Source organism: Streptomyces resistomycificus, from assembly GCF_001514265.1.
Taxonomy (GTDB): Bacteria; Actinomycetota; Actinomycetes; order Streptomycetales; family Streptomycetaceae; genus Streptomyces; species Streptomyces resistomycificus.
Genome location: NZ_KQ948991.1, coordinates 98,417 through 114,278 on the forward strand (window position 1 = coordinate 98,417; position 15,862 = coordinate 114,278).

Annotated in this window: 9 protein-coding genes and 1 tRNA gene; all 10 read right to left on the reverse strand. The window is 71.0% G+C overall.

Annotated elements, in window-relative coordinates:
• Positions 1-121: 121 nt before the first annotated feature.
• Complete coding sequence (locus AQJ84_RS15020; RefSeq protein ID WP_063785369.1) at positions 122-3,436, reverse strand: AfsR/SARP family transcriptional regulator; 3,315 nt, start codon at positions 3,434-3,436, stop codon at positions 122-124.
• Positions 3,437-3,850: 414 nt separating this feature from the next.
• Positions 3,851-4,744 (reverse strand): glycosyltransferase family 2 protein, encoded by an 894-nt coding sequence (locus AQJ84_RS15025; protein WP_030043305.1) that lies wholly within the window; start codon positions 4,742-4,744, stop codon positions 3,851-3,853.
• A 243-nt stretch (positions 4,745-4,987) separates the two neighbouring features.
• Positions 4,988-7,465, reverse strand: coding sequence for a SpoIIE family protein phosphatase (locus AQJ84_RS15030; RefSeq protein ID WP_053191295.1), 2,478 nt, complete (start codon positions 7,463-7,465; stop codon positions 4,988-4,990).
• 267 nt (positions 7,466-7,732) lie between these two features.
• Positions 7,733-8,779 carry an ABC transporter permease gene (locus AQJ84_RS15035; RefSeq protein ID WP_225877384.1) on the reverse strand — a complete coding sequence of 349 codons (1,047 nt, stop codon included), beginning with the start codon at positions 8,777-8,779 and terminating at the stop codon, positions 7,733-7,735.
• Complete coding sequence (locus AQJ84_RS15040) at positions 8,772-10,322, reverse strand: sugar ABC transporter ATP-binding protein (protein ID WP_030043302.1); 1,551 nt, start codon at positions 10,320-10,322, stop codon at positions 8,772-8,774. Before AQJ84_RS15040 ends, AQJ84_RS15035 begins: the two co-directional genes overlap by 8 nt.
• Positions 10,323-10,369: 47 nt before the next feature.
• Complete coding sequence (locus tag AQJ84_RS15045; protein ID WP_030043301.1) at positions 10,370-11,413, reverse strand: sugar ABC transporter substrate-binding protein; 1,044 nt, start codon at positions 11,411-11,413, stop codon at positions 10,370-10,372.
• Between the two features lie 39 nt (positions 11,414-11,452).
• On the reverse strand, positions 11,453-12,220 hold the full coding sequence (locus AQJ84_RS15050) for an SDR family NAD(P)-dependent oxidoreductase (RefSeq protein WP_030043300.1): 768 nt from the start codon (positions 12,218-12,220) through the stop codon (positions 11,453-11,455).
• On the reverse strand, positions 12,217-13,569 hold the full coding sequence (locus AQJ84_RS15055; RefSeq protein WP_051870156.1) for an L-fuconate dehydratase: 1,353 nt from the start codon (positions 13,567-13,569) through the stop codon (positions 12,217-12,219). Before AQJ84_RS15055 ends, AQJ84_RS15050 begins: the two co-directional genes overlap by 4 nt.
• Positions 13,570-14,028: 459 nt before the next feature.
• Positions 14,029-14,102 (reverse strand) — tRNA-Thr (locus tag AQJ84_RS15060).
• Positions 14,103-14,220: 118 nt separating this feature from the next.
• Positions 14,221-15,852, reverse strand: a complete 1,632-nt coding sequence (locus tag AQJ84_RS15065; RefSeq protein WP_079076134.1) for an alpha/beta hydrolase — start codon at positions 15,850-15,852, stop codon at positions 14,221-14,223.
• Between the last annotated feature and the right edge of the window lie 10 nt (positions 15,853-15,862).

Here is a 15,862-nt window from a genome sequence, read left to right on the forward strand (position 1 = left end):
GCCGGAGGGTTGAGCTGGGGCGGAGGGTTGAGCCGGGCGGAGGGTTGAGCCGGGCGGGGGCGACTGGAGGCTTGAGGGTGGCCTGCCGGTCGGCTCGGCAGCGTCAGATCGGTCGGACCGGTCAGATCGATCGGACCGGTTCCGTGAGAAGTTCCCTGAGTTCCGTGCGGACTGTCTTCTCGTCCGTCCCCTCCAGCGCGTCGAGGGCGGAACGCCACTCCTCGTGTGCCTCCCGAAGTCGTCCCCGCTCGCGCAACAGATGCCCCTGCTGGTGGCGGCCCAGACCGACGGTGTAGCGGTCGGCGCGGGCGTCCGCGCGGCTGAGCAGCTCGGCGCACTCCCGACCGGCCCGCTCGCTGTGGCCCAGCAGGCGCAGGGCGCGGACGAGCCCGAGCCGCGTCTGCGACTCGCCGTGCCAGTCGCCGTGGCCGCCGAGGATGCGCAGGCTCTCCTCGAAATGCGCGGCCGCCTCGCCGGGTTCGCCGAGGGTGAGACGGGCGTAACCGATGTTGCAGTGTGCGGAGTGCTGCACGATGACGTTGCCGATGGCGTCGCCGATCGCGAGAGAACGCCGGTGCTGCTCGATGGCGGCCCGGGGGTCGGTGTGCTCGTACAGGTTGCCGAGGTGGCTGCGGGTTACGGCCTCGCCGTACGGGTCGCTCAACCGCCGTGAGTACTCGAGGCTCTGGCGCAGCGCCTGCCCCGACTCGGCGTGCCGGCCGAGCCCCTCCAGCAACAGCCCACGGTTGTTGAGGCAGCGGCGGATCCAGGAGGGCATGCCGAGCCGCCGCCAGATCTCCAGAGCACGGTCGTTGAGATCGAGAGCGTCGCTCTGACGGCCGTTCAGGAAGCGCACCCCGGCCAGGTCGCCCAGCGCGTACGCCTCGGCGGCCTCGTCCCCGAGCCGCCGGGCCACGGCGAGGGCCGCCCGCCCGAGCACCTCCATCTCGGCGAGACGTCCCCTGCGCTGCACGTAGGGAAAGAAGAGGCGGGCCAGGGCGGAGAAGTAAGCGGCCGTGCGGTCGTCGATGCCCTCCGCGTACCGCTGCGCCAACGCCACGACGTTCTCCAGCTCCGCATCGCCCCAGGCGAAGGCGTCCTCGGGGCGGGCGAAGGGGGGCACGGCAAGCACGCCGTCCGCGTGGTCGGACGGCTGCGCGGCGGTCGGGCGACGCCGGTCGTCCTGGTCCAGGCCGGGTTCGACGATCGCGGTGAGGGCGCGTTCGGCTACGGCGGAGTACCAGCGGAGGGCGGCACCGGTGGCGGTCTCGGTCTCCGGCTCGGGAACGGGCCCGGGAACCGGAACGGTGCCGCCCGCGTGAGGACGGGGGTCACCAGGAGTCCCCTCACCCTCGGCGAGTTCGCGGGCGAAGTCGCGGACCAGGTCGTGGGGGATGTAGCGGCCGTAGGCCGTCTCCTCCAGGAGTGCCACGTCGACGAGGCGGTCGAGCGCGCCCTCGGCCCGGGCCTCGTCGGTGCCGATGAGGTGGGCGACGAGAGGGACACCGTAGGCGGGGAGGTAGAGGGCGCCGATGCGGCGCAGGGCGAGGGCGGCGTCCCGGTCGGCCCTCCGGTCGGACGCGGCGAGCGCGTCGTGGGCGACGGCGAGAGACCGCCGGACGCTGAGGTCGTCGTACTCCAGGTGGTGCAACCGCCCCTCGGTCGCCGCCAGTTGACCTGCCAGGACGTCCGGTGTGAGGGCACTGCGCGCTGCGAGCCGGGCGGCGACCACCCGCAGGGCGAGCGGGAGACGGCCGGTGAGCTCGACGAGAGGGTGGGCCGCGTCCAGTCCGTCCCTGCCGTCGCGGCCGGAGGCCGCCCGCAGCAGCGTCGCGCTGTCCTCGTCGCTCAGCGGGGCGAGGGGGAAGCGGCGCGCCCCATCGAGGGCGGTCAGCGGCGAGCGACTGGTCACGATCACCGCGCAGTCGGCCCCGGCCGGCAACAACGGCCGTACCTGAGCGGCGTTCGCGGCGTCGTCCAGGACCAGCAGGGTGCGCGTCGGCGCGAGCAGCGAGCGGAGCAACGCGGAAGCGGCGTCCGGGTGTTCGGGGATGGAGCGGGGGTCGGTGCCGAGGTCGCGGAGCAGGGAGGTCAGCGCCTGGCCCGGGGTGAGGGGGGCCTGGCCGGGGGTGGCGCCGTGCAGATTGACGTAGAGCTGGCCGTCGGGGAAACGTTCCCGCAGCCCGTGCGCCACGTGTAGCGCGAGCGCGCTCTTGCCGACGCCGGGCATGCCGGTGATGACGGTGAGGGTGAGGGTGGGCGCGACCGCGGTGGCGGTGTGGGCGGGCCTTTCGCTGGGGAAGAGGGCGCGGTGCAGGTCTTCGTGTTCGGCGGCCCGGCCCGTGAAGTGTGCCGGAGCCGGTGGGAGTTGAGCGGGGCGGGGCGGTCGGGGCAGTTGGAACGGCTTGGAAGGCTGAGAGGGCTGACAGGGCTGTGAGGACTGAGTCGGATGGGGCACGGCGGGTGTGACGGCACCGTTGTCTTCGCGCGTAGCTTCGACTTCGACGTCGGCCTCGACATCGACTTCGACAACGGCTTTTGCTTCCGAAACCCGCGCGGCAGCCGGGGGCCGGGGGCCGTCAGGAGTCACGGGCGTGGGAGTCACGGGAAGGGGAGTCACCGAAGTCCCCGGCGCGGATCCGTCGTACCCGGACGTGCCCGGCGCACCGCCCTGGAGCACCTCCACATGCGCCTCCCGCACCCCCGGCCCCGGCTCGATACCGAGTTCCTCGACGAGACGGGTGCGCAGGTCCCGGTGGACGGCGAGGGCCTCGGCCTGACGGCCGGTGCGGTGCAGGGCGAGCATCAGCTGGCGGTGGTAGGTCTCGCGCAGCGGATGCTCGGCGGCCAGCGCGGCCAACTCCGGCACGAGGCCTCCGAGTCGCGAGCCGCCGAGGGCGAGTTCGGCGTCGTACCGCCACTCCAGGAGCAGCAGCCGTGCCTCCCGAAGGCGTTGCACGAAGGCGTATCCGCCCAGCTCGGGCGGGAGTCCGTTCAGTGGCGTGCCTCGCCACAGCGCGAGCGCGTCGACGCCCTCCCGTACGACGCGCTCCCAGTTGCGGGCGGCGTGCGCGCCGCGCGCGGCGGCGAGGTGCCGTTCGAAGACATGGACGTCCAGTTCGCCCTGCTCGACGCGCAACAGGTAGCCGGGCGGCACCGCCCGCAGCCGCCCCGGATCGTCGAGCAGGCGCCGCAGCCGGGTGACGTGGTTGTGCAGGGACGCCTGCGCGGACGGCGGAGGGGCACCGCCCCACAACGCGTCCTTGAGCGAATCGACGGAGACGGTACGACCGGCTTCGAGCAGCAGCGCGGCCAGCAGGACCCGCGCCTTGGGACTGCGGATGGCCCGGACGCCACCGTCGTCGCCTTCACCGTCGTACAGAACGGGCGGCCCCAGCAGTCCGAACCGCAGCTCGTACTGCAGCCCGCACCCCATCACGCCCCCTTGCCTTCCCGTACACCTCACCCGGTCACACGCCACCCGGCGACCGAACGGAGAACCATCGTTGGCCACATGTTAGCGATCTGTTGGTATGGCCTGATGTGATCACTGCATCGGATCTGGCCCGACGGTGCGCGCGTACGACGCGCAACTCGGGGGAGTGTCGCCGTCGCGGCCGGATCCGCGTGCGGACGAGGGTCCCGGTCGTCGGAGGTGAACGACCGGGGCCTTCGTCCGTACGGCTGTCAGGTGCCGCGAGCGATGTGCAGGCGGGTCGTCATGCGGCGCTGCCATGGGGTGCGGTCTCGGTGCACGGACATTGGCGCGCGGACCTGGTGCTCGATCATGGCGCGCGGACCTGGTGCACAGTCATGACACGCGGTGATGGCACACGGTCGTGGCGCGTCGTCAGATGACTGGTGGCCGCCCCAGTCGGCTGAGCCGCCAGACGGTTCGCCAGCTCATCGGCCGACGCTCCCCCGCGGGTTCCCGCACGCCTTCCATGAACCCGCCGAACCACGCGCGCAACCCGGCCACCGAGCGCACTCGCAGCAAGGTGAGCAGCATCCACGCACCCAGATGCACGGGAATCAGCGCGAACGGGAGTCGGCGGCGGACCAACCACACCCGGTTGCGGGCGTTCACCCGGTAGTAGATGGCGTGCCGGGCGGGTGAGGTCTTCGGGTGCTGGAGCAGCAGTTCGGGCGCGTAGAGGATCCGCCAGCCGCCGTCGGCGGCCCGCCACGCGAGGTCGGTCTCCTCGTGGGCGAAGAAGAACTCGGCGGGCCAGTCCCCGATCTCGCCGAGCATCGCCATCCGGAAGGCGTGGCCTCCGCCGAGGAACCCGGTGACGTACCCGCCCCGCATCGGATCGGCCGAGCCGACGCGCGGGACGTGCCGCTGCTGGGTCTCCCCGTTCTCGTCGGCGATGCGGAAGCCGACGATGCCGAGGCGTGGGTCGGCGGCGAACAGCTCGGCCACGCGGCGCAACACGTCCGCGTCGACCAACAGCCCGTCGTCGTCCAGCTCGACGACGACGTCGACGTCCCCGAACTCCCGCAGCCGGGCCAGCGCCACGTTCCGCCCACCCGGGCAGCCGAGGTTCTCCTCGACGTCGATGGGGGTGACCTCACCGGGCAGCGACAGCCGTCGGGCGAACTCCGGCAGCCGACAGCCGTTGCCGACGATCACGATGCGCTCGGGGGCGAGATCCTGCTTGGCCACGGACTCCAGCAGCGCGTCGACTTCAGCGGGCCGGTTCCCCATGGTCACCACGGCGACACCGATCCTCGGCACCCCCACGTCCTCACCCCATCCCAGCCGACCAGTGCGTTCGCGATGCTAGCCGTTCACAGTAAGGACCTCTTAAGTACGCCCCCCGGTACGACGCGCCCGTGTTCGAGGCCCTGCCCGCGGGGCACCGGTAAATCCCAGGTCGACGATGCCGGCCTGACGGCCCGTGCCGGCCGACCGCGGCGGAGCCGCCTTCGGGATTCGAAGCCGAGACCTACGCATGACGAGGGCGGCGCTGCCGGAGAGGAACTCTCAAGCGTCCGGGGGGTCGGCGCCCGCCCCGGTTACCCAGCCGGCAGGCAGGTCCTGCTCGGCCCAGATGATCTTTCCGGCCGGGGTGTAGCGCGTACCCCAACGGCGGGTCAGCTGGGCGACGAGGAACAGTCCCCGGCCGCCCTCGTCGGTGGTTCGCGCATGGCCCATCCGGGGCGAGGTGTTGCTGGCGTCGGACACCTCGCAGATCAACTTGTCATGCCGGATCATGCGCAGCCTGACGGGTCCGGTGCCGTGCCGGATGGCGTTGGTGACCAACTCGCTGACCACCAGTTCCGTGGTCATCACCAGGTCGTCCAGCTGCCATCCGAGCAGCTGGCGGACAGCCAGCTCCCTGGCGCTCGCGACGATCGCCGGATCCGTCGGCAGATCCCACGAGGCGACCCGGTCTGCGCCCAGCGCATGCGGCCGCGCCAGGAGCAGCGCGACATCATCGGTCTGCGGGCCGGTCAGCAGGTTGTTCACGACCGCCGAGCACAGCTCCTCCGGCGGCAGGCCGGATTGCGCGAGCACATCGCTGAGGCGGGACAGTCCGACGTCGATGTCCTGGTCACTGCTCTCGATCAGGCCATCGGTGTAGAGGGCGATCAGGCTTCCCTCGGGGAGGGATATCTCGGCGGACTCGAAGGGCAACGATCCGAGGCCCAGCGGAGGGCCCGCCGGAAGGTCCGGGAAGACGACCTTGCCGCCGGGGGCGACCACGGCGGGCGGCGGATGTCCGGCCCGGGCCATGGTGCACAACTGGGTGACCGGGTCGTAGACGGCATAGAGGCAGGTGGCGCCAAGTACCGCGGTGGCGATGGGCTCGTCGTCGCCGTCCTTCTCCTCCGTCAGGCGGATCACCAGGTCGTCCAGGTGGGCCAGCAGCTCGTCGGGCGGCAGGTCCATGTCGGCGAGCGTCTGTACGGCGGTGCGCAGCCTGCCCATGGTCGCCGCGGCGTTGAGGCCGTGCCCGACGACGTCACCGACGACCAGGGCGATCCGGGCGCCGGACAGCTGGATCACGTCGAACCAGTCACCGCTCACCCCTTCCCGGGCATCGGCCGGCAGATAGCGCGAGGCGACCTCCATGGCGGTCCCGCCGTTCAGCCCCTGCGGGAGCAGACTGCGCTGCAGGGCCAGCGCCGCGGCGTGCTCACGGGTATAGCGGCGGGCGTTCTCCACCCACACCGCGGCTCGGCTGACAAGCTCCTCGGCGAGCAGCAGATCGTCCTCCTCGAACGGCTGCGGATGCTCCGTGCGGATGAAGGTGGCCACTCCCAGTACGGTGCCGCGCGCGGACAGCGGCACCCACATCGCCGAGGGCGCCCCGAACTCCTTCATGCTCTCGGCCCGGGCCGGGTCCTCGGCGACCCACGGCGTGGTGTCGGGGTCCAGGCACGGTTCCAGAATCGAGGTGTCGTTGACCATGCTCTGGATGTACGGCGACGACATGGGGGCGGCGATCGGGTCGCCGGTGGCGATCACCGACTCCGGACAGCCCTCGTGGATCGACTGCTGCCCGGCACGCCGCGCCGGATATGTTCCGTCGGGCGTCCGCGAACCGGGTTCCTCACCGGCCAGCACGGCTTCCAGCAGATCGACGGTCACGAAGTCGGCGAGCCTCGGCACCGAGAAGTCGGCCAGCTCCTGGGCGGTCCGCATCACATTCAGCGTGCCCCCGATACAGGCGCTGGCCTCGCTGAGCAGGGCCAGGCGCTCCCGGGCCCGCCATCGGTCGGTGACGTCCATGCCCATGTAGCACACGCCCAGCGGGCTGCCGTCCGGGTCGTCGAGCCGGAAGAAGGAGGTGGAGTAGGCGTGTTCCTGGTAGGGGTCCGCCCAGGTCCAGCCCCGGTACTCGTAGTCGATGACCGGCACGCCGGTCTCCAGCACCCGCCGCATCTGTGCTTCGAGCGCCCCGGTGTTCAGGCCCGGCAACGAGTCCGACATCCGGCGCCCGAGCCGCTCGTCGCGCGGCACACCGCCGTAACGCTCCAGGGTGTCGTTCATCCACACGTACCGCAGGTCCGGGCTGAGTACGGCCATGCCGAGCGGTGAGCGGGTGAGAAAGCCTTCCAGCACCTCCCCGTTGACCGCCCAGGTCGGGGCCTTCGACACGTCGATCGCCGATACGAGCCAGGCCTTGCGGTCGTCGGTGTCGGACATCGCGGTCACCCGTAGCCCGACCTCGATACGGCGGCCGTCACTGTGCCGGGCGCCCACCAGGCCGCCCCAGCTCTCCCGGGTCCCGCACTCCACGGCGACCTCGGCCGCCCGTGCCGCGTCCTCGGGCTGCGCCAGCAGCATGGCAGCGGAGCGGTCGAGGACCTCCGCCGTGCCATAGCCGAGAAGCCGCTCAGCGGCTCCCGTCCAGCCGATGACCGTGCCCTTCGCGTCGATCACCGCGGCGGCCACATTCGCCATCTCGAACGGCCCATGCGTTCCGTCCGGTGTTACCTCCTTGGGGAACATCATGACGGCCGTCCCATCTAGCGGATGGCATTTGGGTCATTCTATGAGTTATTGCCCCGCACTGCTCCCCTCGGATCACACCTGGATCCCGCTCCACTCCTGGGCCGCGCTCCACTCCTGGGCCGCGCTCCACCCCTGGGCCGCGCTCCACCCCTGGGCCTCACTCCACCCCTGGGCCTCACTCCGCTCTGAGCCGCGCTCCACTCCTGGACCTCGCCCCACTCTGAGCCTCGCCCCACTCCTGGGCCTCGCCCCCTCCTGGGCCGCGCTCTACTCCTGGCTCTCGCCGGTGGTGAGCCGGGCGATCATCAACGCCACCAGGATGATCGCGCCGTAGATGGCCTGGATCCAGAAGGACGACACCTGCGCCAGGGTGAGCAGGTTCTCCAGCATGCCCAGCAGCAGGACCCCGAGCAGCGCCCCGGCCAGGGATCCCTTGCCGCCGTTCAGGCTGATGCCGCCGATGACAGCGGCCGCGAACACGGTGAAGATGAGGCCCTGACCCTGATTGGCGTTGATCGCCCCGACCCGTCCGGCGATCACCAGACCGGCCAGCGCGGCCAGGGTCCCGCCGATGACCAGAACTCCCCAGGCCACCCGGTCGACCCGGATGCCCGCGGCCCGCGCCGCGGGGGCGTTGCCGCCCACCGCGTACACCGCCCGTCCCCATCGGTGGTAGCGCAGCGCCCACCCGGCGACAGCGAAGCAGGCGCCGGCCACCCACACGGAGACGGGGACGCCGAGCCAGCTGTCGGACCCGAGGGCCAAGAACGCGGCGGGTGCGTCGAACAGGGTTTTACCGGACACCATGCCGACCAGGACTCCGCGCAGCACGATGTTCATCGCCAGGGTCACGATGAATCCGTTGAGCTGGAGCTTGACGATCAGCAGACCGTTCACGGCCCCGATCAGCGCCCCGGTGAGCGGAATGATCAGCAGGCCGAACCAGGTGGGCAACTCGCTGCCGAAACCCGCCGAGGCAGCCGGGATCACGGCCATGAAGCCGAGGGCCGGGGCGAGCCCCGCGATCGACTCCAGCGAGAGGTCCATCTTGCCGCTGATCAGGATCATCGCCTCGGCGAGCACCAGCAGTCCGAGCGCCGAGGAGGCGCTGAGCACGTTCAGCAGGTTGTCCCGCTCAAGGAAGCTCTCGTTGCTGACCGCACCGATGACCAGCAGCAGGAGGACCGCGGGCAACAGCGCCAGGTCGCGGACCCGGCCCAGGGCGATCGCACGGACGGGGTGGCGGACCGCTCTGTCCGGCCCGCCACCGGGCGTCGGGCCTTTCGTCCGGCCGCTCGGCGCGGTGTCATTCATGTCCGGTGCCGACCCCTTCGATCGAGGCCACCAGCTCTTCGTCGGTCCAGCCGACGGTGTACTCGGCGGCGAGAGAGCCGTTGAACATCACCAGCACACGGTCACAGGTCCGCAGGTCCGCCAGCTCGTCCGAAACGACGAGCGCCGCGCGTCCCGCGGCCCTGGCGCGGTCGACGACCGACAGCAGCGCCCGCTTGGACTGCACGTCGACACCCGCCGTCGGATTGATGAGCACCAGTACACGCGGGTCGGTGGCCAGCGCCCGGCCCATGACGACCTTCTGCTGATTACCGCCCGACAGGTCCTTGACCGGCTGGGCCGGGCCGTCCGTTCTGATGTCGAGACCGGTGATCGTCCGCCGGGCGAAGGCGTCCCGGGACGAGCGCGAGATCACGCCCAGCCGCCCCAGCCGGCCCATGATGGTCATGGACGCGTTCTCGGCGACCGACAGCTCCGGTACCAGCCCTTCATGGTGCCGGTCGCGCGGCACACAGCCCACGCCCGCCGCGAGCGCCGAGGGGACGCTGCCCGGCCGCGTCGGACGGCCGAGAACCTCGATCCGCCCGCTGTCGGGCCGGTACAGCCCGGCCAGCGCCTCGGCGACCTGATGACTCCCGGAACCCGCGAGCCCGGTCAGCCCCACCGTCTCGCCGGACCGGATGGCGAAGCTGACCTCCGTGAAATGCGGGCCACTCAGCCGGTGCACCCGGACGGCCACGGGCGCGTCCGCCGACGGCGACCGGATCACGCCGTGGTCGGGGGCCGCACCCACGCCCCGGCCTCCGGTCATCGCCTCGATGAGTTCGGTTCTGCCCAGCTCGCCCACGGGTGCCGTGGTGATCCAGCGGGCGTCCCGGAAGACGGTGACGACCTGGCAGACGGCGTAGATCTCCTCCAGATGGTGGGAGATGTAGAGGAAGGTGATCCCGGCCCGCTGCAATCGCCGGACATGGGTGAACAGGCGGTCGATCGCCCGACTGTCCAGCTGGGCTGTCGGCTCGTCCAGAATGATGAACCGGGTTCCGCGCGAGATCGATCTCGCGATCTCGACCATCTTGGCGTCCTCGACGGTGAGCCTGCCCGCCGGCACGTTCTCGTCGACCTCCACACCCCATGCGTCCAGCAGCTCGCGAGCCGCCCGGCGCATCCGCCGCCAGCTGATCACCTGGCCTCGAACCGTGGGTTGCCGGTTGACGTGCAGGTTCTCAGCGACAGTGAGATCGGGGATGATCGTCGACTGCTGGTAGACGCAGGCGACCCGCCGCTGCCAGGCCTCACGGTCCGCCAGGCCGGGCGCGGGTTCGCCGTCGAACAGGACAACGCCGCGGTCCGGCCGCTGCAGTCCGGTCAGGATGGCCACCAGGGTCGACTTGCCGGCCCCGTTACGGCCGACCAGGGCGTGCGACTCACCGGCCCGGACGGCGATCCGCACGTCGTCCAGGGCCACGGTGGGCCCGTAGCGCTTACAGATCCCGTGGGCCTCGGCCACCGCGCGGCGATCGGCGCCCTCGGCGCGGGGTTCGGTCAGTGGCGTCCGGTTCATCGCGGTCTCGCTTCCTGGGTGCCCGGAGGGGGACGGTCTCCCGGGTGTCAGGAGGTCTTGCGGATCTGGTTGCCCCACAGCGACGCGTCGTCGACATTGGCCTTGGTCACCAGCGGTGCCGGGAGCTGGTCCTCCAGGATTCCGCTGGGCAGCCGGACGATGGTGCTGTCGTGGTCGGTCGGGCCCGGGCGGAAGGTCTGGCCCTCCATCGCCCGCTTGATGTAGTAGATGCCGTATTTGGCGTACTGGTCGGCCGGCTGGGAGACGGTCGCATCGATCAGGCCCTCGCGGATCGCATCCAGCTCCTGCGGGATGCCGTCGTTGGAGACGATCACGACGTGCCTGGGATCACCGGCCGCCACCAGCGCGTTGTGCCGCCGCAGCGTGCTCAGTGTGGGGGCCAGATACACGCCGCCGGCCTGCATGTAGATGCCCTTGATATCGGGGTTGGCGGTGTACAGCGCCTCCAGGCCGGCCGCCGCCCTCTCCGCCTTCCAGGCGGCGGGAATGTCCAGCACCTTGATGCCCGGGTAGTTCTTCTCGACGCAGGAGCTGAACGCCTCCGAGCGATCCCGCCCGTTGACCGACGCCAAGTCGCCCTGGATCTGTACGACCTTGCCGGTCCTCACCGCGTCGCCGACCTGGCGGCAGGCCTTCTCCCCGTAGGCGCGGTTGTCCGCCCTGACCACCATCGCGACCTTGCCCTTGTCCGGCGCCACGTCGACGGCGACCACCGGCACGTCCTTGCGCTGCGCGGCGTTCAGCCCGGCGACGATCGCCGCGGAGTCCAGCGGCGAGACGACCAGGCCCTTCACGTTCTGGGCGAGCAGGTTCTGGATGTCGGTGATCTGTTTGCTCGGATCCGAGTCGGAGTTCACCGTCTGAAGGAGGCGGACGTCCTGGTCGGCGGCCTGCTTGGGAACGTAGGACTCGTAGGACTCCCAGAACGGTGAGGTGAGCAGCGGCAGCACCACCCCGACCTTGCCCGAAGCGGTGTCTGTGGTGCTGCTCGTGCCCCCACCGCAGGCGGTGACGGCCGACCCGCAGCCGAGTGCGAGGGCTGTCCCGACAGCGGCGATGCGTCGCTTCATGGTGCTCGGCTCCGAGTGAGTGGTCTGTGGTCGGTCAGGTCAGTGGAAGGAGTCCGGACGGGTGCGGATGCCCTGTATCCCTCCGTCCACGGCGAGTGCCGTCCCGGTGGTGGCACCGGCCAACGGCCCGGCGAGATACGCGATGGCGTCCGCGACCTGCTGGGCGGTGACCAGGCGGCCGGTGGGCTGGCGGGCGACGAGAGCGGCGCGTTCGGCCTCCGGGTCGTCGGAATGTTCGAGCAGTCGGCGCACCCAGGGGGTGTCCACGGTGCCTGGGGTGACGCAGTTGACCCGGATGCCCTCGCCGATGTGGTCGGCGGCCATCGCCAGGGTCAGCGCGAGCACCGCGCCCTTGCTGGCCGCGTACAGCGCCCGCTGCGGCAGCCCGGCCAGCGCCGCGACCGAACAGGTGTTGACGATGGCCGCGCTGGGAGACCGGCGCAGATACGGCAGTGCCGCCCGGCTGGTGCGGACGATGCCCAGCACATTGACGTCCAGCACGTGGTGCCATTCCTCGTCCGCGTTGTCCTCGACGGTGCCCAGCGCGCCGATGCCGGCGTTGTTGACCAGCACATCCAGGCCTCCGAACAGGTCCGCCGCCCGCCTCACGGCGTCGGCCACCGATGCGGCGTCCCCGACATCGGCCTGTACCACGTGCAACCGTGCGGGCACGCGGCCAGGATTCCGGTCGAGCACCGCCACCCGGCACCCTCTCGCGGCCAGGGTCTCGGCGGTGGCGAGGCCGATCCCGGACGCCCCGCCGGTGACGACCGCGGCCAGTCCCTGGAATTCCTCATCCGGGTTCACGCCGGGGAGCCCTCAGCCGGTGGCACGTCGTACGGGGTCTGCCAGGCGGCGCCGCCGGGGAACGCGTACGCGGCCAACGACTCGGGCCGCATGGTCGAGCTGAAGCCGTGGGCGGTCGGGGCCGCGTACCGCCCACGGACGATCACGACCGGGTCGAGGAAATGCTCGTGCAGATGATCCACGTACTCGATGACCCGGTCCTGGAGGGTGCCGGAGACCGCCAGGTAGTCGAACATCGCCAGATGCTGCACGAGTTCGCACAGGCCCACCCCGCCCGCGTGCGGGCACACCGGAACCCCGAACTTGGCCGCGAGCAGGAGGATCGCCAGGTTCTCGTTGACTCCCCCGACCCGGCAGGCGTCCAACTGCAGAATGTCCAGCGCGTCCGCCTGGAGCAGTTGCTTGAACATCACCCGGTTGTGCACATGTTCGCCTGTCGCCACCCGCACCGGCGCCACCTCCCGGCGGATCGCCGCGAGACCGAGAATGTCATCCGGGCTGGTCGGCTCCTCGATCCAGTACGGGTCGAACTCCGCCAGCCGCCGGATCCACCCGACGGCCTCGGCGACCCCCCAGCGCTGATTGGCGTCCAGTGCCATCCGCACCCCGGGGCCGATCGCCCCCCGCGCGGTACGGCACCGCCGCTCATCGTCATCCAGATCGGCGCCGACCTTGAGTTTGATCTGCCTGAACCCACCGTCCACGGCCTCCCGGGCAAGCCCCGCGACCTTGCTGTCCGGGTAACCGAGCCAGCCGGGAGACGTGGCATACGCCGGATACCCCTCGGCGAGCAGCCGCGCCTCCCGCTCCTTCATCCCGCCCCGCGCCCGCCGCAACATCCCCAGCGCCTCATCGGGGGTCAGTGCGTCTTCCACATAACGGAAGTCGATCAACGCGACCACCTGCTCGGGCGCGAGGTCGGCGAGCAGCTTCCACAGCGGCTTCTCCTCCCGCTTCGCGTACAGATCCCACACGGCGTTCACCACGGCCCCGATGGCCATGTGCACCACGCCCTTCTCCGGCCCCAGCCATCGCAGCTGGCTGTCGCCGACGAGCGAGCGGCAGAACCCCCCGAGGTCGGTCAGGACCTCTGCCAGCCGTAGGCCGACGACATGCGGACGCAACGCGTTGATCGCGGCCACCTCGACCTCGTTGCCCCGCCCGATGGTGAAGCAGAACCCGTGCCCCTCCAGCCCGTCCCCGACATCGGTGCGGATGATCACGTATGACGCCGAATAGTCCGGATCAGGATTCATCGCGTCCGACCCTTCAAGCCGACGAGACGTGGGAAACCGGATGTCGTAGGCGTCCAGCGCCGTGATCCGCCCCCGCGCCGGGCGGGGCCTCATGGCGGGCGGCTCATCGACGTCATCGGGAGGACTCCAGAGAAATCAGGCCTGGCGGCAAGCTTGGACACCCCAAATGAGTGTATATCGCCCAAAAGCCCCGACCTCGCTACTGCCTCCCTGTGTCTCCCGACGGGGGGCCTGGACTCCGGGGCCCGCCTCGAGCGGGTCGCCCACGACGCGCCAACTGCGCGGCCTCCACAAGAGCCTCGCGATCTGACGACTTCGGACAACGCGTCGATCGCGCGCCACGCGCCTCTGAACGCGAGAGGACCGTCGGCCCCATCTTGCGCCGCGACGCCCTCGGCCGGGTGATGGTCGCCACGCCAACGCCCATGGCGACGCCGAACGTTACTCCGCCGCTCACGATCACCGACGCCTACACGACCCACGCAAACAGCAGCGCCTGGTGAAAAAGCAAAAGCCCCAGGTCACGGCGAGTGAGTCCTGAGGCTTCCACAGAGCCGCCTTCGGGATTCGAACCCGAGACCTACGCATTACGAGTGCGTTGCTCTGGCCATCTGAGCTAAGGCGGCGCGCTGTTCGCACCATGGTGCGGTCAGCAACGTCGGTAAGTCTACACAGTTTCCAGGGGTGCTCCGTACCAGCCCCGGGGGTGGGGGAACCGGGGTTGGTGGTGGTCGGCGGCAGCGGCTATGAGCAGCGCTTTCCGTTCGTCGGAGGGGTGCCGCGGAGCAGGTACGCGTTGATCGTGGAGTCGATGCAGGTGCTGCCGCGGCCGTAGGCGGTGTGGCCGTCGCCCTCGTAGGTGAGGAGGCGTGCGGAGGAGAGCTGGGCGGACAGGCCCCGGGCCCAGCGGTAGGGGGTTGCCGGGTCGCGGGTGGTGCCGACCACGATGATCGGGGCCGCGCCCTTCGCCTCGATGCGGTGCGGTTCGCCGGTGGCCCGAACCGGCCAGTACGCGCAGTTCAGGGAGGCCCAGGCGAGACCCTCGCCGAAGACCGGGGACGCCTTCTCGAAGGCGGGGAGGTTCCTTCGGACCTCGTCCGGGCTGTCGAAGGCGGCCGGGAGGTCGAGACAGTTCACGGCGGCGTTGGCGAACATCATGTTCTCGTAGCGACCGTCGGCGTCGCGCTCGTAGTAGCTGTCGGAGAGGACGAGCAGGCCCGCGCCGTCGTTCTCCTTCATCGCCGAGGTCAGCGCCTCGCGCAACTGCGCCCAGCTCCCCTCGTCGTACATCGCCGCGATCACACCGGTGGTGGCGAGGGACTCGCCGAGCTCGCGGCCGTCCGCGTCGCCGGTGGGGATCGGGCGGGCGTCCAGCTTCTCGAAGAAGGCGTTGAGGTTGCGGCCGACCTGGCCGGGCTTCGTGCCCTTGCCCCCCAGCGGGCAGTCCGGCTGCTGCACGCAGTCCTTCGCGAACGACTGGAACGCCGTCTCGAAGCCGGCGGTCTGCTCGATGTTCAGCCGTCGCGCGGGCAGCGAGGGGTCCATCGCACCGTCCAGGACCAGGCGGCCCGCCCGCTCCGGGAAGAGGCCCGCGTACGTCGCCCCGAGGAACGTCCCGTAGGACGCCCCCACGTAGTTGAGCCTGGGGTCGCGCAGCGCCGCCCGCACCAGGTCCATGTCGCGGGCCGCCTCGACCGTGGACACATGGCGCAGCAGCCGGGGCGACTGGGCGCCGCAGCCCTCCGCGAACCCCTTGTACGCGTCGACCAGTGCGGTGGTCTCCCGCTCGTCGTCGGGCGTGGAGTCCGTCTGCGTGTACGCGTCCATGGCCCGCCCACCGAGGCATTCGACGGGCTCGCTGCGGGCTACTCCGCGCGGGTCGACGGCCACCATGTCGTAGCGGGCGCGGACCTCGGCCGGGTAGCCGATCCCCGCGTACGCCTGGAGGTAGCCGATCGCCGAACCGCCCGGCCCGCCCGGGTTCACCAGCAGCGATCCGAGTCGCTTGCCCGGCCCTGTGGCCTTCTTGCGGGCGACCGCGAGCCGGATGTCGCCGTCCGTCGGCTTCGCGTAGTCGAGCGGCGCCTTCAGGGTGGCGCACTGGAAGCCGGGGACGCCGCAGCTACGCCAGTGCACCCGCTGCCCGTAGTACGAAGCGAGGGCGGCCGGCGTGGCCTGGGGCAGTGCGGCCAGCGCCGCGTGGGCCGCCGCGCCGCCGGAACTCGTCGCACTCCCCGAGGAGCACGCGGAGACGAGCAGCGCCGCGGCGGCGAGGAGGGCCCCGCCGGTACGGGATCGGCGGGTGCGGCGGTGCGCGGCGGGCGGTTCGGTCTGGTCTGGCATGAGGAGGGGGCGGGAGCTGCGCCTGATGTGCATCAACCGAGCG

What these genes read in the sequence shown, in the direction of transcription:
- AQJ84_RS15045 (WP_030043301.1), bottom strand. Translation starts at nt 11,413, where the DNA reads ATGAAGCGACGCATCGCCGCTGTCGGGACAGCCCTCGCACTCGGCTGC.
- AQJ84_RS15030 (WP_053191295.1), bottom strand. Translation starts at nt 7,465, where the DNA reads ATGATGTTCCCCAAGGAGGTAACACCGGACGGAACGCATGGGCCGTTC.
- AQJ84_RS15035 (WP_225877384.1), bottom strand. Translation starts at nt 8,779, where the DNA reads ATGAATGACACCGCGCCGAGCGGCCGGACGAAAGGCCCGACGCCCGGT.
- AQJ84_RS15065 (WP_079076134.1), bottom strand. Translation starts at nt 15,852, where the DNA reads ATGCACATCAGGCGCAGCTCCCGCCCCCTCCTCATGCCAGACCAGACC.
- AQJ84_RS15020 (WP_063785369.1), bottom strand. Translation starts at nt 3,436, where the DNA reads ATGGGGTGCGGGCTGCAGTACGAGCTGCGGTTCGGACTGCTGGGGCCG.
- AQJ84_RS15040 (WP_030043302.1), bottom strand. Translation starts at nt 10,322, where the DNA reads ATGAACCGGACGCCACTGACCGAACCCCGCGCCGAGGGCGCCGATCGC.
- AQJ84_RS15055 (WP_051870156.1), bottom strand. Translation starts at nt 13,569, where the DNA reads ATGAGGCCCCGCCCGGCGCGGGGGCGGATCACGGCGCTGGACGCCTAC.